Annotated in this window: 26 protein-coding genes, 1 other RNA gene and 2 riboswitches; of the genes, 15 read left to right on the top strand and 12 right to left on the bottom strand. The window is 64.3% G+C overall.

Going from position 1 to position 26,852, the window contains the following annotated elements; genetic code table 11:
- Positions 1-5 precede the first annotated feature (5 nt).
- From VL52_RS07225 to VL52_RS23185, 8 genes are all read left to right on the top strand, one after another.
- Positions 6-725, top strand: coding sequence for a sigma-70 family RNA polymerase sigma factor (locus VL52_RS07225; protein WP_046156401.1), 720 nt, complete (start codon positions 6-8; stop codon positions 723-725).
- Positions 726-875: 150 nt separating this feature from the next.
- Positions 876-1,556 carry a flagellar basal body L-ring protein FlgH gene (locus VL52_RS07220; RefSeq protein ID WP_052729201.1) on the top strand — a complete coding sequence of 227 codons (681 nt, stop codon included), beginning with the start codon at positions 876-878 and terminating at the stop codon, positions 1,554-1,556.
- A gap of 40 nt (positions 1,557-1,596) precedes the next feature.
- The gene (locus VL52_RS23195) at positions 1,597-2,172 is read left to right on the top strand and encodes a tetratricopeptide repeat protein (protein ID WP_160298924.1); all 576 of its coding nucleotides are present in this window, start codon (positions 1,597-1,599) and stop codon (positions 2,170-2,172) included.
- 28 nt (positions 2,173-2,200) lie between these two features.
- Positions 2,201-2,578, top strand: a complete 378-nt coding sequence (locus tag VL52_RS24450; protein ID WP_144410182.1) for a hypothetical protein — start codon at positions 2,201-2,203, stop codon at positions 2,576-2,578.
- Positions 2,575-3,735 carry a tetratricopeptide repeat protein gene (locus VL52_RS23190; protein ID WP_052729199.1) on the top strand — a complete coding sequence of 387 codons (1,161 nt, stop codon included), beginning with the start codon at positions 2,575-2,577 and terminating at the stop codon, positions 3,733-3,735. Before VL52_RS24450 ends, VL52_RS23190 begins: the two co-directional genes overlap by 4 nt.
- A gap of 228 nt (positions 3,736-3,963) precedes the next feature.
- Positions 3,964-4,554 carry an Ntn hydrolase family protein gene (locus VL52_RS07195; protein WP_046156396.1) on the top strand — a complete coding sequence of 197 codons (591 nt, stop codon included), beginning with the start codon at positions 3,964-3,966 and terminating at the stop codon, positions 4,552-4,554.
- Positions 4,551-5,435, top strand: a complete 885-nt coding sequence (gene hslO, locus VL52_RS07190) for an Hsp33 family molecular chaperone HslO (RefSeq protein WP_144410181.1) — start codon at positions 4,551-4,553, stop codon at positions 5,433-5,435. Before VL52_RS07195 ends, hslO begins: the two co-directional genes overlap by 4 nt.
- Before the next feature lie 263 nt (positions 5,436-5,698).
- On the top strand, positions 5,699-8,320 hold the full coding sequence (locus tag VL52_RS23185) for a M9 family metallopeptidase N-terminal domain-containing protein (RefSeq protein ID WP_052729198.1): 2,622 nt from the start codon (positions 5,699-5,701) through the stop codon (positions 8,318-8,320).
- Between the two features lie 77 nt (positions 8,321-8,397).
- On the opposite strand, the gene VL52_RS07180 is transcribed toward VL52_RS23185, so the two are convergent.
- Entirely contained in the window at positions 8,398-9,471 is a 1,074-nt protein-coding gene (locus tag VL52_RS07180; RefSeq protein WP_046156394.1) for a hypothetical protein, read from the bottom strand.
- Positions 9,472-9,578: 107 nt separating this feature from the next.
- Here VL52_RS07180 and VL52_RS07175 point away from each other — a divergent pair, with 107 nt between their 5' ends.
- From VL52_RS07175 to VL52_RS07155, 6 genes are all read left to right on the top strand, one after another.
- The gene (locus tag VL52_RS07175) at positions 9,579-10,301 is read left to right on the top strand and encodes a GAF domain-containing protein (RefSeq protein WP_046156393.1); all 723 of its coding nucleotides are present in this window, start codon (positions 9,579-9,581) and stop codon (positions 10,299-10,301) included.
- 60 nt (positions 10,302-10,361) lie between these two features.
- The gene (gene ribA, locus VL52_RS07170) at positions 10,362-10,979 is read left to right on the top strand and encodes a GTP cyclohydrolase II (protein WP_046156392.1); all 618 of its coding nucleotides are present in this window, start codon (positions 10,362-10,364) and stop codon (positions 10,977-10,979) included.
- 69 nt (positions 10,980-11,048) lie between these two features.
- Positions 11,049-11,413, top strand: a transfer-messenger RNA (tmRNA) gene (gene ssrA / locus VL52_RS23820).
- 270 nt (positions 11,414-11,683) lie between these two features.
- Positions 11,684-13,114, top strand: coding sequence for a copper-containing nitrite reductase (gene nirK, locus VL52_RS07165; RefSeq protein ID WP_235429227.1), 1,431 nt, complete (start codon positions 11,684-11,686; stop codon positions 13,112-13,114).
- Positions 13,111-13,887 (top strand): formylglycine-generating enzyme family protein, encoded by a 777-nt coding sequence (locus VL52_RS07160; RefSeq protein WP_082113669.1) that lies wholly within the window; start codon positions 13,111-13,113, stop codon positions 13,885-13,887. Before nirK ends, VL52_RS07160 begins: the two co-directional genes overlap by 4 nt.
- A complete protein-coding gene (locus tag VL52_RS07155; protein ID WP_046156390.1) occupies positions 13,884-14,459 on the top strand; it encodes an SCO family protein in 576 nt (191 codons plus the stop codon). The genes VL52_RS07160 and VL52_RS07155 overlap by 4 nt, the downstream gene beginning before the upstream one ends.
- A gap of 9 nt (positions 14,460-14,468) precedes the next feature.
- Here VL52_RS07155 and VL52_RS07150 read toward each other — a convergent pair whose 3' ends face one another.
- The 5 genes from VL52_RS07150 to VL52_RS07130 all read right to left on the bottom strand — a co-directional run bounded on the left by VL52_RS07150 (position 14,469) and on the right by VL52_RS07130 (position 20,634).
- Positions 14,469-15,161, bottom strand: a complete 693-nt coding sequence (locus VL52_RS07150; protein WP_046156389.1) for a TIGR02117 family protein — start codon at positions 15,159-15,161, stop codon at positions 14,469-14,471.
- Positions 15,162-15,351: 190 nt separating this feature from the next.
- Positions 15,352-15,966, bottom strand: coding sequence for a trimeric intracellular cation channel family protein (locus tag VL52_RS07145; protein ID WP_021478083.1), 615 nt, complete (start codon positions 15,964-15,966; stop codon positions 15,352-15,354).
- A gap of 151 nt (positions 15,967-16,117) precedes the next feature.
- Positions 16,118-16,215, bottom strand: a riboswitch (glycine riboswitch).
- A gap of 4 nt (positions 16,216-16,219) precedes the next feature.
- Positions 16,220-16,305: riboswitch (glycine riboswitch) on the bottom strand.
- Positions 16,306-16,370: 65 nt separating this feature from the next.
- The gene (locus VL52_RS07140; RefSeq protein WP_046156388.1) at positions 16,371-18,965 is read right to left on the bottom strand and encodes a DUF3141 domain-containing protein; all 2,595 of its coding nucleotides are present in this window, start codon (positions 18,963-18,965) and stop codon (positions 16,371-16,373) included.
- Between the two features lie 132 nt (positions 18,966-19,097).
- Positions 19,098-19,649, bottom strand: a complete 552-nt coding sequence (locus tag VL52_RS07135; protein WP_052729197.1) for a GNAT family N-acetyltransferase — start codon at positions 19,647-19,649, stop codon at positions 19,098-19,100.
- A 43-nt stretch (positions 19,650-19,692) separates the two neighbouring features.
- Complete coding sequence (locus tag VL52_RS07130) at positions 19,693-20,634, bottom strand: LysR substrate-binding domain-containing protein (RefSeq protein ID WP_046156386.1); 942 nt, start codon at positions 20,632-20,634, stop codon at positions 19,693-19,695.
- A gap of 107 nt (positions 20,635-20,741) precedes the next feature.
- Between VL52_RS07130 and VL52_RS07125 the strand changes: the two genes are divergently transcribed.
- The gene (locus VL52_RS07125) at positions 20,742-21,350 is read left to right on the top strand and encodes an FMN-dependent NADH-azoreductase (RefSeq protein ID WP_021478078.1); all 609 of its coding nucleotides are present in this window, start codon (positions 20,742-20,744) and stop codon (positions 21,348-21,350) included.
- A 55-nt stretch (positions 21,351-21,405) separates the two neighbouring features.
- Here the strand turns inward: VL52_RS07125 and VL52_RS07120 are convergent, their stop codons facing one another.
- The 6 genes from VL52_RS07120 to VL52_RS07095 all read right to left on the bottom strand — a co-directional run bounded on the left by VL52_RS07120 (position 21,406) and on the right by VL52_RS07095 (position 26,648).
- Entirely contained in the window at positions 21,406-22,218 is an 813-nt protein-coding gene (locus VL52_RS07120) for a substrate-binding periplasmic protein (RefSeq protein ID WP_046156385.1), read from the bottom strand.
- Positions 22,215-23,012: a substrate-binding periplasmic protein gene (locus VL52_RS07115; protein ID WP_082107099.1), complete on the bottom strand. Its 798-nt coding sequence runs from the start codon at positions 23,010-23,012 to the stop codon at positions 22,215-22,217. Before VL52_RS07115 ends, VL52_RS07120 begins: the two co-directional genes overlap by 4 nt.
- Before the next feature lie 105 nt (positions 23,013-23,117).
- Complete coding sequence (locus VL52_RS07110) at positions 23,118-23,957, bottom strand: substrate-binding periplasmic protein (RefSeq protein ID WP_144410180.1); 840 nt, start codon at positions 23,955-23,957, stop codon at positions 23,118-23,120.
- 208 nt (positions 23,958-24,165) lie between these two features.
- Positions 24,166-25,653, bottom strand: coding sequence for an aldehyde dehydrogenase (locus VL52_RS07105; protein WP_046156382.1), 1,488 nt, complete (start codon positions 25,651-25,653; stop codon positions 24,166-24,168).
- Positions 25,654-25,697: 44 nt separating this feature from the next.
- Positions 25,698-26,090: a VOC family protein gene (locus VL52_RS07100; RefSeq protein WP_046156381.1), complete on the bottom strand. Its 393-nt coding sequence runs from the start codon at positions 26,088-26,090 to the stop codon at positions 25,698-25,700.
- A 12-nt stretch (positions 26,091-26,102) separates the two neighbouring features.
- Positions 26,103-26,648: a cupin domain-containing protein gene (locus VL52_RS07095; RefSeq protein WP_021478072.1), complete on the bottom strand. Its 546-nt coding sequence runs from the start codon at positions 26,646-26,648 to the stop codon at positions 26,103-26,105.
- Positions 26,649-26,852 lie beyond the last annotated feature (204 nt).

Here is a 26,852-nt window from a genome sequence, read left to right as displayed (position 1 = left end):
CTGCGATGCCTGTCCTGGATTCTCCATCGGCCGGGGGTACGGAGCGGACGCCGGGCGGCGGAGCCGGAGAGGAGGCGCGGGAAGACCTCATTGAGCGCCACTTGCCTTTGGTGCGCATTCTGGCCGCCCAGATTTTCGCGAAACGGATTGGGGAAAGCTTTGAGTTCCACGATTTGTTTCAGTGGGGAATGATAGGTCTGCTGGAGGCGATAAACCGGTACCGTCCCGATAGCGGAGTGGGATTCAAGACCTATGCCGAATATCGCATTCGCGGCGAGATATTGGATCACCTCGCCAGCACGTCGGAAGTGGCCAGCCAGATGTCGGCCCGCAAGAAAGCCTTGCGGGAGCGGGCTCAGAATCTGGATGTCGATGACGATGCTTCCGACCCGTTTGAGATGCTGAAATCCTTGTCCATCGGTTTTGCCATCGGCTTCATGTTGGAAGACAGCGGAATGTACCGGGCGGAAGATGAGCCTGAGGGTCAGGATCTGGCGTATCAGTCCCTGGAGCTCAAGCAAATGAGGCGCAGCTTGCTCACGCATCTGCTCTCTTTGCCGGCCGCGCAGCAGAAAGTGCTGCGATTGCATTATCTGCAGGGGGTGGCGTTCGCGGAGATCGCCGGCGTTCTGAATGTCAGCAAGGGCCGGGTTTCGCAGTTGCATAAAGACGGACTCACGGCTTTACGCTGTCATCTGGCCGGAGGCAAAGGCGGAGAAGGATAATTTTGACGGCGTGCGGCTAAACTTTTCCGCTGAAAGCAGGATAAGACTGTTGTCAGGATGGCGGATGATTTTGAAACGAGTGGGGAGCCGGCGGTATCGCCGCGGCGTCCTCATGCAATAGAAAGACCGATTATGTCTTGTTATGCCAGAATGGCGCCATTGCTGGCGTTGGCATTGGCCGCGTGCGGCAGCGTGCCGCCCAAGCCGCTGGTGGTCGGGCCGACCTCCGCCTCCCCTCAGGTTGTTCCGCAAATGCAGCCGACTCCGGGCAGTTTGTACCAGCCAGGAAGGTATCGCTCTTATTTTCGCGACGATGTGCCGTCCCGGATCGGCGACAATCTGACTGTGGTGATTCAGGAGAGGGCCAGCTCCAGCCTGTCGGAAGAGTCCAAGGGCAGCCGCAATACCGATATCGAGAATGGACTGGATGTAGGCCTGGACGCGCCGGTCATCAACCGCATGTTCGGTTGGGCGCCGGGCAAGAAAACCGTGTCCGGCAAGTTGGGCGCTTCCGGCGGCGAAAAGGTGGATGGCCGCGGCAGCCGCAGCAACAACAGCAGCTTTACCAGCTCCATCTCGGTCACCGTGGTGGATGTGCTGGCAAATGGTTATCTCAGGGTCAGCGGCGAAAAACAGGTGCAGATCAACGATGACAACGAGCAGATCCGTTTGTCGGGAACGGTCAATCCCCGCGATATCCAACCGGGCAGCCTGGTGTCGTCTACCAAGCTGACCGACGTGCGCCTGGAGCAGCAGACCGCCGGCAATCAGCGCCTGTTCACCAACCCAGGCTGGCTGACTCGTTTCTTCATGAGTGTGCTGCCGTTTTGACGTGATAATTTGTTGAATTGGAGTCGTAATGGATTACGCAATGCTGGATCAGGAAGAGTTGTTTCGATTGGCTGTCAACGCCATGGAAAGTCAGCAGCATGCCGAAGCGGTCGTTCTGCTGAAGCAAGGCGTCGCGAACGACGGGCAGGATGCCCGCCTGCATTACCTGCTCGGAGCCGAATACGCGCAGATCGGCATGCCGGACCGCGCGGCGGCTTCCATGGAGCAGGCGGTGGCCTTGCAGCCCAATCTGGTCATGGCGGCGTTTCAGTTGGGCCTGCTCTACCTGACCCAGGGCCGGCCGGACGATGCTAGGCGAGCATGGCTGGGGCTGGACATCCTGCCGAAGGATGCGGCGCTGCAGTTGTTCCGTCTGGGGCTGGAGCACTTGATCCGGGATGAATTCGCCGAATGCCGCGCGCTGCTGACGGAGGGCATCGCGGCGAATCAGGAAGTCCCGGTGCTTAATGCCGATATGGAGCGTATTCTCCAACAGATTGCTTCCCATGAAGCGGAAGCCGCCCAGACGGCCAGCCAGGACGAGGCGTCTTCAGGCTCTGCAAGCAGCCTGTTCCTGCGTGGATACGCGGCATCCGGGGATGAGCAGCTGCATTGATCCCGTCCGCAGTGCCGAAGGGGAATAGATGGAGCCGATAGACAAGGCTGGCATTTTACAGAGGCTGCTGGGTGGAAAGCCGGCAGCCGGCAGCCGTAAATCAGCGGCGGGGCGCAAGGCGCCCGATGGCGGCAAAGCGCCCGACGCCGCGGTTGTCCTGCGTAAGCAAATCGCCGGCCAGTTGAGATCCATCGATCCCGCTTGGCCCGATGCGGAGCAACGCGCGCTGGAGGTGCATGTGCGCGCATTGCTCGCGCAGGAACTGGGCGCCGGCGCCGCATCGGATCCCGCCTTCGGCGGTTTGGTGGCGGATGTGGCGGAAACCATACGGCAGCATCCCAGGTTTGAAACGCTGGCCGCCTATCTGCGGCAGCAATTGCAACAAGCTCATAAACAATCATCATGACCGAACCTACTCAGCGGCAGCGCCAGCTGCATGCCTATCTGGAGGCCGATCCGGCCAACACCCATTTATTGTTTGAACTCGCGGACCTCTATTTGCAGTCTGGGCAGACGCAGGCATGTGAAGAGATTTTGAACCGCTTGCTCGCGGCGGATCCTGGACATTTCGGGGGGCGCTCTCTCGTAGGGGTCTGCCTGATGAGGCAGAACCGTTTGGATGATGCCATCGCGGCCTTTGATGATTTGCGCGGCGAGGGATGGGAAGAGCCTGCGCTGTTTTACAACTTGGCATATGCGTTGATGTTGCAGGGCCGTTATGCCGAAGCGGAGGTTAACGCGGCCAGAGCAGCGTCGCGGCTGGATGTTTTGCCGCAGGCTGGACCGCTGTACGCGCGCGCGCTGCATTTTCTGGGCAAGGTGGATGAGGCCGTTGCGGCGTGTGAGCAAGCCTTGCGCGAGCATCCGGAGCTGTTGCCGATGTATGGCTTGCTGGCAACCCTGTATCTGGATCAGGAAAACCTGGCTGCCGCGGAGATCGTCGCGCGGCAGGTGCTGGATGCGGCGCCGAAGGATCCGGACGCGGCAACCGTGCTGGGCATGCTGGCGATCAGCAAACAGGATCTCGACGTGGCCATTCCCATGTTGGATCAGGCGTGCGCCGGCAGGCCGAATTCCGGCCGCGCCTGGATGGGGCAGGGGCTGGTGTCCATGCTGCAGGGCGATTTGGAGCAGGCCGCGGACCGGGTAGGCGAAGCCCTGCGGCATATGCCTGGGCATGTGGGAAGCTGGCATGTGCTTGCTTGGTGCCGGATTTTGCAGCAAAAACCGGGAGCCGCCAAAGAAGCATTGCTGGAGGCATTGAGGCTGGATCGGAATTTTGCCGACACGCACGGCGGCTTGGCTATTGTCGCGATTATGGAAGGCAAGGCAGTAGAGGCGCAGCAGTCAGTGAAGCGCGCTTTGGGTTTGAATCCCAACAGCTTCCCGGGACTGTATGCGCAGAGTCTTCTGCTCCAGGCCGCGGGCCAGCCAGCGCAGGCGCAAGCCATTCATGGGAAATTGATGGAAAGCGCCGTTTTGCCGGATGGAACCAGTCTGCAGCAGGCCGTTGCCCGAGCGGTGGCGCTGTCGCCATTTGGAAAAGATACGCCTGCCGGTTGAGGTCGCTTTGCAAAAACAGTAGCCGCCCTATGCATGCATGGGGCGGTTTTTTATTGATGTAATTTTTCTCTAATGCGCAGCAGGCATTGGGCGGGCTTTTAGGGCGCGTCACGGCTTGTAGGACGGCTTATGGTAGAATCACCGGTTTCGCTTTGCGCCGGGATTGCAAAATGCCGGCTTCGGTCCCATCTTGAAGGACTGTTTTCAAGAATATGACAAGGTAGCCGCATGACAACCATCGTGGCCGTGCGCAAGGGCGACCAGATCGCCATCGCCGCCGACAGCCAGACCACTTTCGGCGATGATCAGAAGCTTCTCGCGCCGTACGACTGTTTCCACAACAAGATTTTCCGCCACGGCGACAACTATCTGGCCGTGTCCGGCTCCGCCGCGCACGACCTGGTGCTGCAGGGCGCGTTGAAAGAGCTGAAGAAAAAGGATCTGAGCAGCCGCCAGGGCATCTTCGACACCTTCCGCAAGCTTCACCCGAAGCTTAAGGACGCGTTCTACATGCGTCCGGAGGAGGATGAGGAAGATCCGTACGAGTCCAGCCAGATGATGGTGGTGATCGCTAACGCCCACGGCATTTTCGGCGTGTATCCGATGCGCGAGATCTACGAATTCTCCCGCATCTGGGCGATAGGCTCGGGCCGCAAGTTCGCGATGGGCGCGATGCACGCGGTCTACGACCAGGATCTGTCGGCCCGGGAGATCGCCGAGATCGGCGTGCGCGCCGGCTGCGAATTCGACGTCAGCTCCTCGCTGCCGATGTCTGTCTATACCGTTGAAGCGGCCGCCGCGGCGGCCAAGGAAGCATGAATATGAACCACCACGACAAACTGCAACGATTCCTGTTCGATGGCGCGCCGGTGCGCGGCGCGCTGGTGCGCCTGGATGGCGCCTGGCAGCAGGTGCTGGCGCGGCGCGCCTATCCGCAAGCGTTGAAAACCGTGCTGGGCGAGATGATGGCGGCCTCGGTGCTGATGGCGGCCAACTTGAAGTTCGATGGTTCGCTGATTCTGCAGATCCATGGCACCGGCGCGTTGAAGCTGGCTGTGGTCGAGTGCAACAACGACCGCACCGTGCGCGCCACCGCCAAGTGGGATGGCGAGCTGGATGACAAGCCGCTGGCCGAGCTGCTTGGCCAGGGCGGCAAGTTCGTGCTGACGCTGGAGCCGCGTCTGGACAAGAACCAGACTTGGCAAGGCATCGTGGCGCTGGAGGGCGATTCCGTCGCCCGGATGCTGGAAAACTACATGCTGCGCTCCGAGCAGCTGGATACCGCGCTGATTCTGGCCAGCGGCGACAATGCTGCCGCCGGCATGCTGCTGCAGCGTCTGCCGGAGGGCCATGGCGAGGCCGAGGGCTGGGACCGCGTCCAGATGCTGGGCCGCACGCTGAAGGCGGAAGAGCTGCTGGATCTGGGCGCCGAGGACATTCTGCATCGTCTGTTCCATGAGGAGCAGGTGCGGGTGTTCGAGCAGGAAACCGTCAGCTTCAACTGCAACTGCTCGCGCGAGCGCGTCAGCAATATGCTGACCATGCTGGGCGGCCAGGAAGTGGGCGATGTGCTGCTGGAGCAGGGCAGCGTGGAAATCGTCTGCGACTACTGCAACCAGCGCTATGTGTTCGACGAGGAAGATGCCAACCAGTTGTTCGACTACGACGTGGTGGCGGCGGCGCGCGAAGCGCGTCATTGATTCCAGCAACTTCCGTTCAAAAAAGCCGCTTATGCGGCTTTTTTTGTATTTTCTTAAGCCGCAATTGAGCGTGAAAATTAACTGGCCTGTTTTGTTGTTTAAGATCACGATCTGGCCTTAAACACAATATTCAATATCAGTGATATCCATTATGCTTCGCGACGCTTGGCTGATTAGCCTGGCGTCATTTGAACAAGCCATTGGATGACTGAATGAATACAACAACACTACCGCGTCGGTATCGGGCGTGGGGACTTTCCGTGATGGTGCCGTTGGCGCTGTCCGCCTGCCTGACGACGACAGGCGGCGGCCAGGCCGGCTCGCAACAACCCGCGCCGCAGGCCAATCAGCCCAGCGCGCGCTATTCCTCCCACTCCCCGGCGCTGTCGGAAAAGCCGGACTACCCGCACGGCCTGCCGCCGGCGGCGCCGGATAACGGCGGCGCGCAGCCGCCGGCCAAGCCGCAGGGCCAGCAAGCCCAGATCGCGCGCAAGGCGGCCCGGGCGGATGCGGCCGCGCCGGCCTATGCCGACTGCGACGAGGCCAAGCTCGGCCAGCTGTCCGGCCAGGCGCTGGTGCGCTACGTGGCCAGCGTGGACGGCACTTGCATGAACCGCCTGTTCCAGGCGGACAACTTCAGCTACCGCGTGGTGTCGCCGGCCAATATGCAGCTGGTGGCGGCCGAAGCGCGCCAGCGCGCGACTGCCTGGGACGGACAGAACGCCAACGGCCTGTGGCCGCTGGCGGTGTTCCTGAAGGCGGGCTACTTCCTGCAGTACAGCCACGCCAAAGAAGTGGGCGATTACGGTCCGGCGGTGGATCAGCCGGTGATGCAGGTGGTGGAGGCGATGGCCGCCAATCCGGCGCTGTGGAACGTCAAGGCCATTGACAGCCGCGGCGACCGCGACGCCTGGTTCCGCGAGCGCGACGCTAGGCAGAGCGTGGCGGAAACCTTGATCCTGGCGGACTCGGTGCGCAAGGCCGAGTACGCGCTGCCGCTGCTGAACCGCTTCTTCGGCCGCTATAACGCCGCCGCCAAGGACAATTGGGCGCGCTTCGCGTTGCATCCGATGCAGACGCTGCTGTTCAATATGCATTACCAGCCCGAGTTCGCCCAAAAGGTGGAAAAGGGCCAGCTCGATGGTCTGGTGGCCAGCCTGGCAGGGCTGACCCGCGCCGGCCAGCCGGCTTTCGCCGACGAGCAGATGTTCCTCAACACCCTGCGTGAAACCGGCCGCTTCATGCAATACCCGCGCACCGCGCCGCAAGCTGAATCCGCCGTCGCCCTGCATCTGAAGGGCGAGAAGTTCGGCGCCGCCTGGGCCGAGGCCGTGTACGCGCTGAAGAAGCTGGGCAAGGTGCCGTGCGAGCGCTACGGCATCTGCCAGGCCGAGCAGGAGCTGCGCGCCAGCTTGTTCCCCAACCGCTGGAGCTTCGACAACGGCAAGCTGGTGTTCGAAACCCCGCTGAGCCTGGCCGAAGTGGAGCCGCTGTACTATGCGATGAAGCAGGTGCAGACCCAGCTGTTCCGCGTGGCCGGCACCAAGGAGGCGGTGGCGAACGATCCCAACGAAAAGCTGAAGATGGTGATCTACGGCACCAAGACCGCCTACCAGCGTTTCCAGGGCCTGCTCAATGAGCTGTCCACCGACAACGGCGGCATCTACATCGAGAAGGACGGCACCTTCTACACCTTCCAGCGCGAAGTGCCGCGCGAGAGCTATCTGACCCTGGAAGAACTGGTGCGCCACGAGTATGTGCACTATCTGTCCGGCCGCTACATCCAGCCGGGCATGTGGGGCACGTCCGAGTTCTACCGCGACGACCGCCGCATGCCGTGGTATGACGAGGGCTTCGCCGAATTCATGGCCTGGAGCACCTCGCGCGACGGCATCAAGGTGCGCGGCCACGTGGTGGACGTGGTGGCCGGCGGCTGGCCGAACAGCTTCCTGGAGCCGTCCCGCATCATGCGCTCCAGCTATAGCGACGGCTGGGACTTCTACAGCCATTCCGCGCTGTGGTTCTACTACCTGAACCAGCAGCAGCCGGGCAAGATCGCCGACATCCTGGCTTCGCTGCGCGCCGACGACGTCAAGCGCTTCGACGCCTTGGTGAACAGCATGGGCGGCGACGCCTCGCTGGTGTCCGGTTTCCGCCAGTACGTGGAGCAACAGGTGCAAGCGGCCAAGTCCGGCCAGCTGGGCAATACTTCGACTGAAGAGGGCGTGGACTGGGTGGCCAAGGACAAGTGGCAGGCCGGCGACGCCGGCGCGGTGGAAGCTGCGATGCGCCGCTCGCTGCCGGTGGGCTGCCAGGTGTGGGCCGACGGCGAAACCAGCGCGCTGCGCCGCTTCGAATGCAGCGGCACGCTGCCGCTGTCCGCCAGCGACAACACCCGCGCGCGCCAGGAGCTGGACAAGCTGTTGGACGGCGCGTTGCAGAACCTGGTGAAGACCGGCGGCATCAATAACCTGATGGCGACCAACTGCTCGGCCACCGACTACGACTTCAAGCGCAAGACCGCCGTGCTGCGTTGCGAAGGTCCGCTGGGCCTGGCCGGCAGCGCCAAGCCGCAACCGCCGCAAACCGGCGAGCTGAACCTGGCCAAGCTGAGCTACGCGGGGCCGGCGCGCTGCCTGCGCGGCCAGCTTGAGGGCGTGGGCGGGGTGGAGCGCTACCAGCTGGTGCAGGCGCCGCAGCTGGGCCGCGCGGCGATGTCCGACTGGGGTTCGTTCACGTATCGCCGCGACCTCGATCAACCGGGCGTGGCCGACAAGATGACCGTTCGCCTCAGCAAGGGCGCGCAATCGCGCGACGTGGTGGTGGAGCTGAACGCCACGCCGCGCGACATGCCTGAAGAGCAGTGCTGGGCGCAGGCGGGTTGATGGGTTCCTCTGTTTAGAGCATTAGAAAAGCCGGGCTCGCCCGGCTTTTTCTTTGGTCCGCGGCAAGGCGCAGGCGTTTACAGCGGCTGCACGGCGATGGAGCCGGGCTTTTCCAGCCACTCGAGAAAAGCGTCGCCCAACCGCTGGCTTTCCGCCGTGGCGGCGCGCCAGTGCTGGCGGCGCAATTCGTCGCGTCCCAGGTAACGGCGGAAATCCTTGCGGTCTGGCAGGCGGCGGCCGGGGAGGGCGGCCAGGTAGTCGCGCGACGGCGCCAGCAGCACGGTATTGGCGTGATTGGCGGCGCCGGGCTTGCGCCAGGGCAGCGGCTTGTCGAACCAGCCGGGCACGATGCGGTCGGTGAAGTGCGGATACAGCGCGATGTCGTCGCCGTGGGCGAAGGGAAAATCGATGTGGTAGTCGGTGAGCCCGCCGTCGCGGTAGATCGCCGCCGGCGCGTCCGGCAACTGCACGCCGTGCAGTACGCCGGGTATCGCCACCGTTCCCATCAGCGCCTGTTCCAGATTGCCGGCGGCCAGCGGATAGAGCCGGGTGGGAATGGCGTCGGCCGGCTGGAAGCGCAGCTCGCTGCGCGGATCGTGGCAGATCACCCGGCTGAATGCGTGGCGGATCAGTGGGCGGGAGACGGCGTTGAGCGCCGCCGCCAGCGCCAGGCCTGGCAGCAGCGAGGATTTGGCCTCGCGGTTGGCCAGCCCGCGCGATTGCACCAGCAGCAGGCTGAGCCGGTGATGGGGGTGCGCCAGGATGAGCTCGAAGCCATCCGGCCCCAGGATGTCATGCAGCATCCGCCGCGTCTGCGTGGTGATCTGAGCGACGGTGACGCCGGGATGGTAATGCTCGGCGGTGTAGCGCTCGGCCAGCCGCGCCAGCGCCTGGGCGGAGTCCGGCTGCATCGCGCAGGCGAAGCGCCAGCCGCCTATCGATGCGCCCACCAGCTCGCGTTGCCGCGGCGCGCCGGCCAGCCAGTTGAACACCGCCTGGTCCAATCCGGTGAGACCCACGGCCTTGGGGCCGCCAGCCGCGCCGGGCAAGATGCCCACCTGGGCCGGATGGAGTCCCTGTTGCAGCAATCGGCGCGCGCGGGCGCCGGCCTTGATCACGAGCGGGGCTTGGCGGATATGAATGGCGGTCATTACGATATAAAGTGGCGAAATGGCGAAGCGTGGCCGGGTTTGATATCCTGTTGCGTTTCGAATTCAAGCGCGCTGCGACGCGCGGCAGCTCAGGAGCTCCCCCCCCCATGATACCCGCAAGCCATCTGACCGACTATCTGCGAGAGCAGGCGCTGAATCTGGACCTGACCGATGTGCAGATCGCGGTGATGACGCTGCAGGCCGTCATCGCTGTGGACAAACCGATTCCGCAGCGCGATGTGTACCGTTACAAGGTGCCCAAGCTCGGCGAGGGCGGGAGTTGCTCGCTGTTCGACGAGCTGGACGAAACTCCGTACGACTTGTCCGCGGCGCTGGGCGGCGAATCGGTGGAAACCACCGCGGCGCTGGTCAACCTGAACGCCTTGCTGGACTCGGTCAACGCCAAGATCGGAGCCGACTGGTTGGGCATCTATCGCAAGCTCGGTGTCGGCAAGAGCGCGGTGCTGGTCAAGCTGGCCTACAAGGGCGTGGAGAGCCGCGCCGAGTTCCCGCTGACCGAGGAATTCGCCGAGTTCAGCAACAACAGCCGCGTCGGCCTCACCGGCTGGGCGGTGGTGGTGGAGGACGTGGAAAAGTGGCGCGCCGACGGCGGCGGCTACTACGAGTGCGACCCCAAGGTGAAAAGCGAGATCTGCCTGCCGGTCTTGCGCCGCGACGACAACGTGCTGGGCATCATCGACGCCGAATCGTTCACTGCCGGCCACTTCACGCCGGAGCGCCAGGCATGGCTGGCGGCGCTGGCCATCGTGCTGCCGCAGATCCTCGTCAATCTGCCGCCGCTTGAAAACGGGGGAAGCCTCCCCAACTAAGCATCATCACAGGCCGCTGCGCGGCCTTTTCGCATTGCATTCCTCAGCGTTGGAGAAGTCATGTCGCCGCACCCGCAACCCGCTCCCGAACCCATCATCCAGTACATCGCCAGCTGCAAGCTGCCCACGCCGTGGGGAGAGTTCGCCATGCATGGCTTCGAGGAGGAAAGCGGGCAGGAGCACGTGGCGCTGACGCTGGGCGAGGTGGGCGACGGCCAGCCGGTGCTGGCGCGGCTGCACTCGGAATGCCTGACCGGCGACGCGCTGTTCTCCTTGCGTTGCGATTGCGGCTTCCAGCTGGAGGCCGCGATGGAGGAGATCAGCAAGGCTGGCCGCGGCGCGCTGCTGTATCTGCGCCAGGAAGGCCGGGGGATCGGCCTGATCAACAAGATCCGCGCCTACAAGCTGCAGGACGGCGGCGCCGATACGGTGGAGGCCAACGAGCGGCTGGGCTTCCCGGCCGATATGCGCGATTTCCGCATCGCCCGCCACATGCTGGAGCATCTGGGCATAGGCAGCGTCAAGGTGATGACCAACAACCCCCGCAAGCTGGCTACGCTGGAGACTGCCGGCATCAAGGTGGTGGAGCGCGTGCCGCTGCAAGTGGGCCGCAATCCGTACAACGACCGCTACCTTGACACCAAGGCCGCCAAGCTGGGGCATATGTTGTTCAAGTAGGCGGCGCTTGGCGGTGATGGCCGGACTCGCCAAGCGATGATAGTTGTAATATAATGAACATTCTTATCTGGGGGCGACCTGGTTTCGACGGGGGTTGCGAAGCAGATGGGGGCATACCGGGATTTCAGTCACCCCGTAAAACACTGAATTTTTTTAGTCGCAAACGACGAAACTTACGCTCTAGCAGCCTAACGGCCGGCTAGACACTACAACGGTTCGCAGATGGGCCGGGGGCGTCAAAACCCTGTAGTGTCACTCTACATCTGCTAGTGCTGTTCCGGGTTACTTGGTTCAGTGCGAAATAATAGGTAACTCGCCAAAGTCCAGCCTGTCCGTCGGCGTGGCGGAGGTTAAATCCAAATGACACGACTAAGTATGTAGAACTCACTGTAGAGGACTTTCGGACGCGGGTTCGATTCCCGCCGCCTCCACCAGTTTCCAGCCCCGGCTTTCGCCGGGGCTTTTCATTGCCTGAAAGGGCGTTCTGCAAAAAAGCGACGGGCGCTTAGCGGCGACTTGTTCTGCATCAAGCAATCATGCCATTGATATTTTCCTCGAGAACCCAATCCGGCAGACTTTAACATGTATTAATTATGCATTTTAAGGCGGGCCCTTGCGCCCACGGTGTCAGTCTGGCGTGTCCGGCGGCTGCGTCCTTGCTGCATTCGCCTCCGGCTCGCCGATATCAGGCGAGGAGTGTTGCGGTGAAAAGATTGCTGAAGAACGGGTTCCCCTTGTCCGGCGTTTTGGCGGCGGCGCTGTCCTGTTTGGCCGCGCCGGCGGGCGCAGGGCCCTTGCCTATCGTCCATCAGGCGCTGGTGGCGCCGCCCATGACGCCGCCGCCGATCATGCGCAAGACGCCGGCCCGGGTGGTGGTGGATTTGACGGTGGAGGAGGTGGAGCGCGAGATCGCGCCGGGCTCGCGCTACATGTTCTGGACCTTCGGCGGCACGGTGCCCGGCAAGATGATACGGGTGAGGACCGGCGATACCGTGGAGCTGCATCTGAAGAATCTGGCCAGCAACAAGCTGCCGCACAACATCGACCTGCACGCGGTCACCGGGCCGGGCGGCGGCGCGCCGCAGACGCTGGTGGCGCCGGGCAACCAGGCGGTGTTCAGCTTCAAGGCGCTGAATCCGGGCCTCTATGTCTACCACTGCGCCACTGCGCCGGTGGGCATGCACATCGCCAACGGCATGTACGGCATGATTCTGGTGGAGCCGGAAAAGCCGCTGCCCAAGGTGGACCGCGAGTACTACGTGATGCAGGGCGAATTCTACACCGGCACCGGGTATCGGGCCGGCGGGCTGCAGCCCTTCGACATGCAGAAGGCGATAGATGAAAAGCCGACCTATGTGCTGTTCAACGGCGCCGACCGGGCGCTGGCCGGCAACAAGGCGCTGACCGCCAAGGCCGGCGAAAAGGTCCGGATCTATTTCGGCGTCGGCGGCCCCAACCTCGCTTCCAGCTTCCACATCATCGGCGCGATCTTCGACAAGGTGTACAACGAGGGCAGCGCCCATTTCCAGCGCAATGTGCAGACTACGATGGTTCCCGCCGGCGGCTCGGCCATCGTCGAGTTCACGCCGAGGGTGCCGGGCAGCCTGACCCTGGTCGACCACTCGCTGACGCGGGCCTTCAACAAGGGGGCGATCGGCCTGTTGACGGTCAGCGGCCCCGAGCGGCCCGATATCTATTCCAAGGGCGTGATCAGCGCGCTGGGCGCGGCGTCGCCGGTTTCGGCGAAACCTTCCCCGGGCGAAGACGCGCCGGTCAACGCCGAGCCGCCGCAAACGCACGAGGCCGCGCCGGCCGATCATGGCCGGGCGGTGTTCAGCAAAAACTGCGTGGTCTGCCACCAGGCCAATGCCCAGGGGCTGGATGGCGTGTTCCCGCCGCTGGCCAATTCCGATCTGATCCAGAAGCGTCCGCTGGAGGCGGCCAGAATCATCCTGGGCGGCCGCGCGGGACCGATCACAGTCAACGGCGTCAATTACAACGGCGTGATGCCCGCGCTGGATTTGTCGGACCAGGAGGTGGCCGACGTGCTCAACTATGTCAGCGCGCAATTCAACCATGGCAAGCCCGTGGTCACGGTGGACGAGGTGAAGACGCTGCGGGCACAGCGGCAATGAGCGCGCGCCTGGCGCTCGCGCTGGCGTGTTGCGGGCTCTTGGCGTGCCAGACGGTGCCGGCAGCCGACTATGCGGCGGTATCCGGCGGGGCTTTTCGCAGCGCCTTGTCTCCGGATGGCGCGACCGTAGCGGTCAAGCCATACCGGCTGAGGGCGAGGCCCGTCACCAACGGCGAGTTCCTGCGCTTTGCGCAGGCGCATCCTGAGTGGCGGCGAGGGGTGGTTCCCGCCCTGTATGCCGGGGCGGGATATCTCGCCGACTGGCGCGCCTCGGACGATTTTGGCGATCTTCCGGCGGATGCGCCGGTCACTCGTGTCAGCTGGCATGCGGCGCGCGCCTATTGCCGCAGCGAAGGCGCGCGCCTGCCGACGTGGCACGAGTGGGAGATGGCGGCGGCGGCCGATGCCGGGCGCCGCGACGCCCGGGATGATCCGCAGTGGCGGGCGCGCATTCTGCAATGGTACGCGCAGCCGACTGGACGGCTGCTGGCGCCGGTGGGGCGGGAGCCCAATGTCTGGGGCGTCAGCGACTTGCATGGCTCCATCTACGAGTGGGTGGAGGATTTCAACGGCCTGTTCGTCACCAGCGACAGCCGCTCCCAGGGGGAGCAGCGCACACTGGCCACCTGCGGCGCGGCGGCCTTGTCGCTGGGCGACCGGGAAAACTACGCGATCCTGATGCGCATCGCGATGCTGGCGGCGCTGAACGCCGCCGACACCGTGGGCACGGTGGGCTTTCGCTGCGCCAGGGATGAACCGGAGGAAAAGTCATGAGGGGATGGAAAAGCGGCCTGGCCGCATGTTTGCTGGCGCTGGCATCGAGCGGGGCCTGGGCGGGGAATGATCTGCCGGGCGACTCGCTGTACCGGCTGGACGCGCCGCTGACCACGCAGCGCGGCGATGCGCTGCAGTTCTCGGATCTGGCCGGCAAGCCGGCGCTGATCACCATGTTCTACGGCGATTGCAAACTGGCTTGTCCGATCGTGATGGGGGGCGTGAAATCCATCATCGCCGCGCTGCCGGCCCGGGAGCGGGATCGGGCGACGGTGCTGATGGTGAGCCTGAATCCGGGGGGCGACACGCCGGCAAGCCTGGCGCACCTCGCCGGCGAGTATGGGATCCAGGCGCGGAACTGGCTATTGGCGGTGGGCAAGTCCGACGAAGACACCCGCGGCGTGGCGGCCGCGCTGGGCATACGCTATCGGCGGCTGGATAGCGGCGAGATCAACCACTCCACCCGCATCGTGGTGACGGACCGGCAGGGCCGGATCGCCGCTTCCACCGAGGATATCGGCCCCAAGCCTGATCCGGCGGTTGTCAAGGCCTTGCGCGCGCTGCTCAAGTAAGGGAGGCGATCACTTTTCCAGTTGCCAGAACAGCGGCTGGACAAAAGGGGACCACAGCGCGGTGCGCACGCCGGCCTCGGCCAGCGCGTCGCGCGTCCATTGGTTGCAGGTGACGATGGGGTTGTAGCGGCCATGGGCGGCGTAGAAGGCGTCGTTGTCGCCGTAATGGTGTCCGGTTTCCTGCAAGGTCCGGCCGTGGGCGTCGAGCGGCGCGCTTTGGCGGATGAAGTCCGCCAGCCGGCGGTATTGTTCCGGGCTGATCAGGATGCGCCGGGTGTCCTTCCCCTCCTTGGGCTGGGGCAGGTATTCCACGTGCAGCACGCTTTGGTCGAACGCCAGCGCGGCCAATGCCTTGCCGGCGCTAAGGTCTTCCCAGTTTTGTATGGTCAGGAAGAATACCTTGCTGCCCCAGCCGATGGAGATGTAGGGCGAGCGCGCGTACAGGTCTGGGCGGCGGATGTGTTCCGGAGGAAAGGCGGCGGTCCAGTCCTGCGCATCGGTCTTGACCGGCATGATCACGCTGGTGTGCACGCCGTTGCTGTCCAGGTAGATGGGTATGCCGTTCGCGGGCGGAGCCCAGCCGCGGTTGCTGGGCAGCAGTCCCAGCGCCAGCGCGGCGAGCAGATAGCAGATCAAGAGCGCGGGGATGGCCAGCGGCAGGCGCAGGATAAGGCGGCGAAAGGCGGGACCGGAAATGTGCATGGTGATGTCGGCTGGTCAGCGGCGGGATATCAGGGGCCTCTTATTTACATTGGGTGGCTGGCGTGTGTCAAATATCCATTGTCATTTGCGCGCGGGGCGCAGGGCACGCCGGGTCTGGAGCTTGCGGCGGCGCGGCGCGGGTGCCCGGAATGCGAAACACCCCGCCAGGGCGGGGTGTTTGTCTTGGGGATCAGTGGTGGTCGTGCCTGTAGGCGAACACCGGCAGCTGCCATTCGCGCCACAGCGCGACCAGGCGCAGCGCCAGGCCGAAGGCGAAGCTGGCGATCACGTTCCAGTCGTGGGGCATGGCCAGATGGTTGAGGCCCAGGTACAGGATGGCCACCAGCAGCGACACGCTGGCGTACAGCTCGCGGCGGAACACGATGGGCACGCGGTTGCATAGCACGTCGCGCAGGATGCCGCCGGCGATGCCGGTGATCATCCCTGCCATCACGATGATGACCGGGTGGTAGCCCATGCCCAGCGCCACGTCGCAGCCTATGATGGTGAACGCCACCAGGCCCAGCGCGTCCAGGATCAGGAACAGGCGGTTCAGATGGCGCATGTAGCGGGCGACCAGGACCGCGGCCAGGCCGCCGGCCACCACCAGCAGCACGTATTCCGGATGCTGGGTCCAGCCTATCGGATAGCGGCCCAGCACGATGTCGCGCACGGTGCCGCCGCCCAGCGCGGTGAGGAAGGCGATGACGGCTACGCCGAAAATGTCCATGTGGCGGCGGCCGGCCGCCAGCGCGCCGGTCATCGCTTCCGCGGTGATGGCGATCAGGTAGATCAGGGTCAGCATGATGAAATCTTATGGGGGTGGAACGATGGAACGCCAGCCGGAGCGATGGCGCGCGGATGGCGGAAAACGGAAATGAGGCGCGAAAGGCTCGCGCCGAGGCATGGATGAGCGGACAAGGCAAACTCCTGGACGGTTTCCGGGTTGGGTAACAGCCTCTCCCCTTGTCCTTTTACCTGAGAGTTGCGCGGCCTTTGGCCGCTTGCCCCTTCGGTGGGCCGCGCGCGGCGGCCTCTCTCCAATCGGCTTGAATCGATACTGCGCTGCGGTACGTTTGCCTGAGCGATTATGGGAGCTTGCGTCTTCGGCGGGGGCATTGCCCCTCTCTCCCGCAGAACCGGAATATTAGCTTTCGCTATTGCAATAGTCAATGCGGGAACCGAGTCGCCCCGGTTCCCGCGCATGGCTTACGCCTTGCCTCGCTTGCCGGGCGCGGAAGCGGCCGGAGACGCGCCTGGCGCCTGGCCGTTGGCCTTGCCAGTAGGCTTTCCCGCAGCGCTTGTCCGCGCGGCAGGCTTGGCTATCGGCTTGCTTTGGTCCGACGTTGGCTTCGGCGCCGCGGGCTTGGCGGTTTTTCCAAGCGTTTTGGCTGCCGGCGAGGGCTTCGCTGTGGCCGGTTTGCTTGCTGCCGGTTTGACGGTTTTCGCCGATGGCTTGGCAACTGGCACGGGTTTCGCCGGGGCGGGTTTGCTTGTCGCTGCCTTCGCAGAAACGGCTGTGCCGGCGACGGGTTTGGCCGCGGAGGGATAAACGGCGGGGGCGGTCTCGGCAAGGACCGGCGAATCGGCCGCAGTCTCCGCTTCAGTCCTCTTTGAGGAAGAGGCGGCGCGGAGCGCGGCGGCGGCGTCGAGTTCCAGCGTCTTGGCCGCCAGGTCCAGCCGCTCCTGGTGCTCGGCCGGGATGGGACCGTTCAGCGCCAGCAGATCGCGGGCCAACAGCCAGGCTTGATGGCGGCGGCGGGCATCCGGCAGCAGCAGGGGCAGGCCGCGCAGCGCGCGCGGCGCGTCCAGCCGCACCAGCGCCACCTGGTGGCGGACGATGTCCTTCAATTGCATCAGCGTCAGCGGGTATTCGTGGCGCACGTCGCGCATCACCCGGCGGATGGCGTTGAAGGGCCGTTCGTCCACCACGCCTATGCCGATGCTGACGTAGAGCAGCAGCCGCACGAAGCCGTCTGCCAGCGTGCCTTGCTCGAAGCTAGGGTCCAGCGCTTCGCGCTTCAGGCGGGCCAGTTCGCGGCTTTCCCAAGTCAGCGCCTGGCTGCGCGACTCGCCGGCCGGCGCGACGCCGACCAGGGTGGCCAGCTGCGGCGATTCGTAGATCGCGCGGAACAGCTGCTCCTGCGCGGCGTCGCGCAGATCGCGGTAATGGTCGAGCGACTGGACGATGAAGCCGGACACCTGTTCCTGCCACAGCCACAGCGGATTGTCGGCCGCTAACGGCCGGCGCTGCGCGCGCACCTTGTCGGCCAGGTCCGGCAGCCACCACAGCCACGGGTTTTTCGGCGAGACCAGCGTCCGTTCCAGCCGGGCCGGGTGCAGCTCGCGCAGCAGGCGGGCGCCAGCCTCGTTGCTGGCGGCGCGCAGCGTAGGCGAGACGTAGCGGTCGTACAGGCCCTGGTTGATCTCGGATACCCGCTTCACCACTTCGAAAGCGCGCTCGTCGTCGCGGCCGTCGTCCAGCGCCAGGATGTCGGACACGTCGCGGGCCTCGAAACGGATGATGTAGCGGCCCTCGATGTACTCCTGGCCCGGCGCGTCCGGCGCGATGTCCTCGATGACGGCCTCGTACAGCCCGGGGGCCAGCACGTCGATCAGGTCCAGCGCGCTGGCGAATTCGCTGTGTTCCTTGTTGGCGACGCCGGCGGACACGAAGATGCCGAGGTGGCCCACCTTGTTGTGCAGGCAGTAGACGATGGTCTGTTCGTTGTTGCGGATGTCCTCGGCGTTGTCGTAGAGATCGGCGATCCAGTTCAGCGCCTGTTGCGGCGGGGTGATGTTGTCGCCCCAGGACGCGAACACCATGATGGGCGAGCGGATGTTGCGCATGTCCACCCGGGCCTTGCCGTCATGGCTGGTGATCTTGCCGTGGACCAGCTCGTTGCCGACGAACAGCTTCTGGGTGATCCACTCCATTTCCGCCTTGTTCAGCAGGTAATGGCCGCCCCACCAGCGCTCGAAGTCCAGATAGCGCTGCGGCTCGGTGTCGATCTTGGCGTACAGGTTGTAGGACTTTTTCCACAGGGTGTTGGCCGGATCCAGCTTCTCGAAGTTCTCGACCAGGTGGGCGCCGTCGAAATGGCCATTGCCCAGATCGCCGGCCAGCGACGCGGTCCAGGTGCCGCCGTTCAGGCCGCCGGCATAGCGCATCGGATTCTTGCCGCGCACGCCGGCCCAGTACGACAGCGGCGAGCCGGCCAGCAGGATGGGGCCGACCAGCTCCGGCGCCACCGACGCCAGCATCGCCAACGCCCAGCCGCCCTGGCAGTTGCCGATCACGAAGGGCTTGCCGTCGCTGTCCGGGTGCAGCTCGTTGACGCGCTTGAGGAAGTGTCCTTCGGCCTTGGCCACGCTTTCTATGGTCTGGCCCGGCACCGGCTGGGGGAAGAACATCACGAAATAGCAGGGATGGCCCTGTTGCAGCGCGATGCCGATCTCGCTGTCCATCTTGAAGCCGCCGATGCCCGGCCCATGGCCGGCGCGGGGGTCGATGACGACGAAGGGGCGTTTGGCGGGATCGGTGGGCGGGCAGTTAGACGGCGGCTGGATCGCCGCCAGCGCGTAGTTGGCCGGATCGGGCAGCTCGCGGGCGTCCATGATGATGCGGTAGTCGAAAACCAGCACCGGCGGTTTGCCGCTTTCGCAGTGCTCCAGGTAGGCTTCGCCGCGGCGGTACAGCGTGTCCCAATACAGGATTCCGCGCTGGCAGGCGTCCAGCCAGTAATCAAACAACGGTTGAGGGAACGGGAACTTCCCGCCTTGAACTGCAGCAGTTGACCACATTGCAACCCCTTGTTCTTGAACGGTAGGAAAAGACGCGACGGCTCATCGCGAGCCATGGCCGTCACTGTACTCGTTATCTGCTGCGATGCAATAAATGCGAATGGTCTGGCGCCGATATGTGGCGCGCAGCCATCAATTTGTTGCAGCGCAAACAGAGGTTCGAGTCGCGGCGGCCGCTTCCAGTTCCTTTTCCAGTTCCTTGACCATCACCACGCTGGCGTAGGCTTTGTCCGGCCATTGCAGCGGCGCCTCGACGCGGTAGCCGCGCTTGCCGTAGCGTTCCACCAGATGGGAGGCGGGCTGGGCGGTGTCCAGGCGGATGCGAAGATAGCCCTGGCTGCGGGCCCAGGCCTCTGCGGCATCCATCAGCTGCGAACCTAGACAGCAGCCTTGCCAGGCGGGATCGACGCCGAACTGCATCAGCACCGCTCCGTCCGGCTGGCGGAATTGCGGGCAGGGCGAGGCCGGTTGCGGATGATGCACCGTGATGGTGCCGGCCAGCTCATTCCCGCGCCATGCCAGCAGGCAGTGGCCGCTGGCGATGCGACGGCGGGTCACGGCCACGCTTTGGTCCACCGCGGTGTAGCGCAGGCCCATCGCGGCCAGTTGGGCGTAGGCGCGGTGCAGCAGCTCGGTCAGTTGTTCCAGGGAGTCGGTTTCGGCCAGCGGGCGCAGCGTGAACATGTCTTCAACCATCGGGTGCGGGAAACCGGGGGTGAAGCAATTGTCATGCCGGGCGGATGTCCGCGCGCTGCCAGTCGCCGGCCATTTCCTCGCTGATCAGCTGTTCCGAGACGAAGTCGATGAAGGCGCGCACCGCAGGCGACAGTCCGCGGCGGGTGGGGAAGGCGGCGTGCAGGATGCCCCAGGGAAAGTCGTACTGCGGCAGGATGTGCCGCAGCCGTCCGTCCGCCAGCGCCTGGTGGCAAACGTTGGCGGGCAGCGCGGCGACGCCGATGCCGGCGATGGCGGCTTCCAGCAGCACGATCATGTCGTCGGTCATCAGTCTGGGCGCGTCCAGGTGGATGGTGTAGCTCTGGCCGACATTGTCCAGCAGCACCCATTGGCCGCGGCCGTCTGGCCGGCTCATGGCCAGCGCGGGCAGGGAGGCCAGCCGTTCCGGCGTTTTCGGCTCGCCGTGGCTTTCCAGGAAGGCCGGGCTGGCCACCAGGATCACCCGGCTTCTGCCCAGCCGGCGCACCACCAGGCTGGCGCTGTCCTCAATCACGTTGCGCACCCGGATCGCCACGTCCACGCCTTCTTCTATCAGGTCGACGCGGCGGTTGGTGGCGTCGAGGATCACCCGCACCTGCGGGTGGAGCGCCAGAAAGCGCGGCAATACTGCGCTGAGCATGGTCTTGGACAGCAGCTCCGGGCAACTGACGCGGATCAGGCCGCGCGGCTCGGCGCTGCTGTGCAGCACCGCCTCGTCGGCGGCCTCGGCCTCGGCCAGCATCGCCTGGCAGTGCTGGTAGTACTGGCCGCCGATCTCGGTCAGCGACAGCCGGCGCGTGGTCCGCTGCAGCAGGCGCACGCCCAGCCTCGTTTCCAGCTCGGCCACGCGGCGGGACAGTTTGGACTTGGGAATGCCCAGCGCGCGTCCGGCGGCCATGAAGCCGCCGTGCTCGACGACTTTGGCGAAGTACAGGAGATCGTTCAGGTCCTGCATGATTGTCTCACTGATGGAACAATGTTTCCGATTTTAACAGTCTAGTCCTGATTGTTCTGGATATCTATCATCCACTCATCGCAATCGAACCCCGAAGGATCCAGACCATGAAACTGCTTCACCTCGACTCCAGCATCTTGGCAGACAACTCCGTCACCCGCGAACTGTCCGCCGTCGTCGCCAACACCCTGCGCCAGCGCCACGCCAACGTGGAAACCAGCTACCGCGACCTGGCCGCCAACCCGATCGCCCACCTGTCCGGCGAAATCGTCGGCGCGCGCTTCGCGCCGGAATCCGATTGGACCGCGACCCAGCGCAGCGAGGCCGCGCTGAGCGACCAGCTGATCGAGGAATTTCTGGCTGCGGACGTGCTGGTCATCGGCGCCCCGATGTACAACTTCTCCATCCCGACGCAGCTGAGAAGCTGGATCGACCGCGTGTTCGCCGCCGGCCGCACCTTCAAGTACACCGAAACCGGCCCGGTGGGCCTGGTGAAGGACAAGAAAGTGGTGCTGGTGTCCGCCCGCGGCGGCGTGCACAGCGGCGAGCAGGGCAGCCTGATGGATTTCCAGGAAGACTATCTGGTGAAAGTGCTGGGCTTCCTGGGCGTCAGCGATGTGGAAATCATCCGCGCCGAAGCAGTCAACATGGGGCCGGACAAGCGCGCCACCTCCATTCACATGGCCAAGGAGGCCATCGCCAAGCTGGCGCTGTAATACCGGCTGGCCATGAAAAAGCCCGGCTTTCGAGCCGGGCTTTTTTGCGTCCATGTCATTCCAGCGGCAGCTTCAGCACTTGATCCGCGCTGGCTTCGCTCAAGTAGCGGCGCAGGATCGCGCGCAAGGTGCCGTCGCGGTACATCTTGCGCAGCTCCTGATGCCAGAGCTCGGCGGCGGCCGGCGTGAAACGCGCCTTGCTCAGCGCGATGGAGCCGGAGATGGTGTCGGCGTCGGGGAAGAAGTCGCGCGCGTTGATCAGTTGTTCGGCGCGGTGGGCGCGAAACCATGGATCGTAGCTGATGGGGTGTGCGAGAACGACATCCACCAAACCGTTGATCAGCATGCGATACAGGTCGTCTTCGCTTTCCGCGATCACCAGCTTGTGTTGCTGGGCGAGGTCGTTCAGCAGCCGATCCTGGGCGGGGCTGTGGCGATAGCCGCGTATCACTCCCCAGCGCAGGGAGGAGGACTTGAGCAGGTCGTCCAGCGAATCGGCCCGGCTGGCGCGCGGCAGCAGCACCATGTTCTTGCTGTGGTTGTAGGGATACAGCCACAGATAGCGCTGGCGTTCCGGCGTGATCAAGGTGGAGGAGCCGATATCGGCCAGTCCGATTTCCAGTTGCTTGAGCGCGCGGATGCGCGGGTAGTCCGTCTCCGTGCGGATCGGGCAATCAAGCCGCCGAGCCAGCTCGCGCACCAGGTCGACATCGTAGCCCTTTCCCTGGTGGTAGGCGACGCCGAAGTCGTAGTAGGCGATGGCCAGCGGGCCCTGCGGACAAGCGGGGTTGCCGGCCTGCGCGGCCAGGGACAGGAGGAGCGGAGTCAGCCAGCCGGCCAGGCGCTGCGGGGAGAGTTTGCGTGTCATTCCAGCGGCTTCTGCATCATCTGTTTGGCGGCGCTCTCATTCAGATAGCGGCGCAGGATGTCGTACAGGCTGCCGTCCTGATACATCTTCAGCAGCTCTTGATGCCATTTCTCGGCGGCGGCGCGGCTGAACCGCGCCTTGCTCAGCGCCAGGCCGCTGGCGATCATGTCGGTTTCCGGATACAGGTCCAGCACCACGATCTGGTTGGCGTTGGGCAACTCGCGCAGCCAGCGTCCGTAGCTGAAAGGCTGGGCGAAAACCGCGGTGACCACGCCGCTGCCCAGCATCTTGTACAGATCGTCCTCGTCGGCGGCGATCACCACCTTGCGCCGGGCGTTCAGTTCTTCCAGCAGCTTGTCTTGCGAGGGGCCGTGGTGGTAGCCGCGTATCGCGCCCCAGCGCAGCGCCGGGTCTTCGCGCAGCGCGGCCAAGGTTCTGGCCTGGACGGCCGGGTTCAGCAGCACCATGTTCTTGGTGTGGTTGTATTGGTAAATCCATGAGTATTGCAACCGGTCCGGCGAGGCCAAAGTGGAGGGGCTGACGTCTATCTGCCCGCTGGACAGCATTTTCAGCGCGCGCAGCCGGGGCAATTCGGTCTCGCTGGCGATGGGGCAACCCAGCCGGCGGGACAGCTCCCTGACCATGTCCACATCATAGCCCTTGCCGTCGCGGTAAGCGGCGCCGATCTTGTAGTAGCCGATCTTGAGCGGACCGTTGGGGCAGGCAGGATTGGCCGCGGCCAGGCTGGTCGCGGAGAGCAGCAGGGCAAGCAAGGGTGGAATGTTTCGCCGCATTTCGTATGTCACCTCTGAATATTGCTTCTTCTTCCCCTGGGCATATCGCTGACACACCGGTTTTCATCGCCGCCGCAGGCCTGGGCGTGGACGGCTTGGCCATCGTCAGAGAACCGGCGCGCGCAGCAGGTAGTCTGTGGTTTCCTCGCTCAGGAAACGGCGGAATATCTCGCGCAGGCTTCCGTCGCGGTACATTTTTTTCAGTTCCGCATGCCAGAGTTCGGCCGCCGACTCAGGAAACCGTTTTTTGCTGAGCGCCACGCCGCCGGCAGTCGCTTCGACATCGGGAAACAGATCCAGCACGACGACTTGCTTGCGGATGCTGGGGGCTTGAAGCCAGTCGTCATAACTGGTCGGATGCGCAAGCGCGCCGGTGATCACGCCTGTAGTCAGCATTTTGTACAGATCATTTTCATCGATGGCCGTCACCACCTTGTTTCTCTTCGCCAGCTCGGACAGCAGCTGGTCCTGCATCGGGCTGAATTTCCAGCCACGGATCACGCCCCATCGGAGTTTAGGATCGCTGGGCAAGGCGGCCAGCGTGCGGGCCTGCACTTCCGCGCGCAGCAGCACCATGCTTTTGCTGTGTTTGTAAGTGTAGATCCAGGCGTATTGGAGGCGGTCCGGCGTGGGGGTGGCGGAAGTGGCGATGTCGATTTCGCCGATTTGCAGCAGCTTGAGGGTCCGGATCCATGGAAAGACGCTTTCGTTGGCGATGGGGCAGCGCAGGCGGCGCGCGATTTCGCGTATCAGGTCCACGTCGTAGCCTCGTCCATCGTGGTAGGCCAGGCCATATTCGTAAAATCCCACTTTTAGCGGTCCGGAGGGGCAGGCGGGATTGCTTTCCGCCGCATGGGCAAAGGACGTCAGCCATAGCAGGCCGACAAGGGCAAGTCTGTTGATTCGCTGCATGCTAACGCGCCATCCGGAAGTCTTTGATTTCAATCATAGCCGCGCTGCCGGCGGCTGCTACCCCCGGCTGGAGGCGGCAAGGGCGCTTGTCGAGCCTGGCGCGGCGGCTTTGGGACGGGCTAAGCGGGAAAACGGGCGAGGCGGATGCTCCGCGATGGGATGCGGCCGGCTTGGGGAGGGCGCCATCCGGCGCGGGCGGGACAGGCCGCCGGCCGGAACTGAGTCCGGCCGGCGCGGAGGGTTACAGCTTGATCAGCGTGCTCTTCAGCTCGGTGTATTTCTCCAGCGCGTGCAGCGATTTGTCGCGGCCGTTGCCGGACTGCTTGTAGCCGCCGAAGGGGAAGTTCATGTCGCCGCCCTCGTCATAGCAGTTCACCCACACGGTGCCGGCGCGCAGGCGGCGCGACACTTGGTGGGCGGTGCTGACGTTGGAGGTCCACACCGCGGCCGCCAGGCCGTAGGCGGTGTCGTTGGCGATGCGGATGGCGTCGTCCAGCTCGCTGAAGGTGATCACCGACAGCACCGGTCCGAAGATCTCCTCGCGGCAGATGGTCAGGTCGTCGCTCGGGCAGTCGAAGGCGGTGGGCTCGATGAAAAGGCCCTTGTCGGTGTGCACGGCCTTGCCGCCCAAGAGCAGGTTGGCGCCTTCGCTCAGGCCTTTGTCGATGTAGTTCAGCACCTTGCGGTACTGGATCTCGTCGACGATGGCGCCCATGCTGGTGGCCGGATCGAGCGGGTCGCCGGGGAAGAAGCCGGCGGCGGCCTTCTTGAACTCCTCGAGGAAGCGTTCCTTGATGTCCTTGTGCACCAGCACGCGGGAGCCGGCGGTGCAGACCTCGCCCATATTGTAGAAGATGCCGCTGGCGGCGGAGCGCGCGGCGCGAGCCAGGTCCGGGCAGTCCGGCAGGATGATGTTGGGCGACTTGCCGCCCAGCTCCAGCCACGCCCGCTTGAGATTGGACTGGGCGGCGTAGCCGGCGATCAATTTGCCCACATTGGTGGAGCCGGTGAAGGCGACGCAGTCCACGTCCATGTGCAGCGCCAGCAGGCGGCCGACGTCGCCGGCGCCGGGCAGCACCTGGAAGATGCCGTCCGGGATGCCGGCCGCTTTGGCCAGCGCGGCGACGCGGATCGCGGTCAGCGGCGATTTTTCCGACGGCTTGACGATGACGGCGTTGCCGGCGGCCAGCGCCGGGCCGAATTTCCAGCTCGCCATCAGGATGGGGAAGTTCCACGGCACCACCGCGGCCACCACGCCTATCGGCTCGCGGGTCACCAGGCCGACCAGCTTGGGATCGACCGGCACGACTTCGCCGCCCACCTTGTCTATCGCCTCGGCGAACCATTCCACGCAGTAGGCGGAGGCCGGCACGTCGACGGCGGTGGTGTCGCCGATGGGCTTGCCGGCGTCCAGCGTTTCCAGCAGCGACAGTTCATCGGCGTGCTCGCGAATCAGCGCGGCGAAGCGCTTGAGCACGGCGGCGCGCTTGAGCGGCGCGAGTTCGGACCAGACGCCGGACTCGAACGCGCGGCGCGCTGCCTTGACCGCGGCTTCCACGTCGGCTTCGCCGCAGTGGGCGATCTCGGCCAGCTTGGCGCCGTTGGCGGGGTTGACGCAATCGAAGCGCTTGCCCTCGGCGGCGTCGCGGTACTCGCCATTCACGAAGGCGCGGCCTTCAATCTTCAGTTCTGCTGCAAGTTGCTTCCATTCGGCGTGACTGCGGGCCATGCTGCTCTCCTCGTCGAGTGATGTTGTTGAGCGGAATTAAGCTTTCAGGCTGAAACGGGACTGCAAAGTTCGATCAGCGCGCCGTCGGGCGCGCGCACGTAGGACACGGTCTGTCCCCAGGGTTTTGTCTTCGGCGGCGACAGCTCGGCCGCGCCGTGAGCCAGCGCTTTCGCATGGGCGGCTTCCACGTCGCCGGTGACCAGGCCGATCTCCATGCCCAGCGGCCTGGCGGACTCGTCGGCGCGGACGTGACCGTCGGGCAGGTTGCCGGCGGCCAGCTCATGGTGGGCGAAGGACAGCGTGGTCTCGCCGGTGTCCAGCTCGCCGTAGGTTTCGGATTCGTGCAGGAATTTGCGCTTGAAGCCGAAGGCGGATTCGAAGAAGCGCAGCGAAGCCGGCACATCCGGCACGTAAATAATGGTGTAAGCCAGCTTCAAAATGTTTCCCTCTTAGAATGTGGGCGGCGAGCTGGCGCTCACCACCTCGCAGATGTCGTCGCCGACATTGCGGAAGCGGTGCGGCAGCTTGCTGTCGAAGTAGTAGGCGTCGCCCGGGCCCAGCACCCGGCTGTCGTTGCCCACCGTCACCTCTATGCTGCCGCGGATGATCACGCCGCCCTCCTGGCCCTCGTGCACCAGCATGTCCGGGCCTGTGTCGGCGCCGGGCACGTAGCGCTCGCGCAGGATGGCGATGTCGCGCTTGTCGTGCGCGGTGCCCACCAGCATCAGATTGATGTCCTCGTTGCCGAGGTTGGGCAACTCGTCCGCCTGGTAGAACACGCGCGGCTGCGCCGGCTCGGCGTCGAAAGTGAAGAATTCTGCCAGGGTTATCGGCAATCCTTCCAGCACCTTCTTGAGGGAACTGACCGAAGGGCTTACCCGGTTCTGCTCGATCAGAGAGATGGTGCCGTTGGTGACGCCCGCGCGTTTGGCCAGCTCTCTTTGCGACAATCCGAACCGCGTTCTGACCATTCTCAAGCGTGCGCCGACGTCCATTCTTCCTGCTCCATCAGTATGTTAATAATTTTAGACAACTGCGGCATTGTAGCGCGATAGAAGGCAAATGTGCTTGCTGCGTCGCAAAATCGAATATCTTTGCAACGGCCAGATTTTATAGTCAGAATCAAGTTGAAAGGGCAAGCGCGATGTGAATTTTCTTAAACGGCGTTTGTCTGCCTGTGCAGGGCAAAAACCAGTTGG

The organism is Chromobacterium vaccinii (assembly GCF_000971335.1).
GTDB classification, from domain to species: domain Bacteria; phylum Pseudomonadota; class Gammaproteobacteria; order Burkholderiales; family Chromobacteriaceae; genus Chromobacterium; species Chromobacterium vaccinii.
Note: the sequence above shows the minus strand (reverse complement) of the source record. Positions and strands in the feature narration are given on the sequence as shown.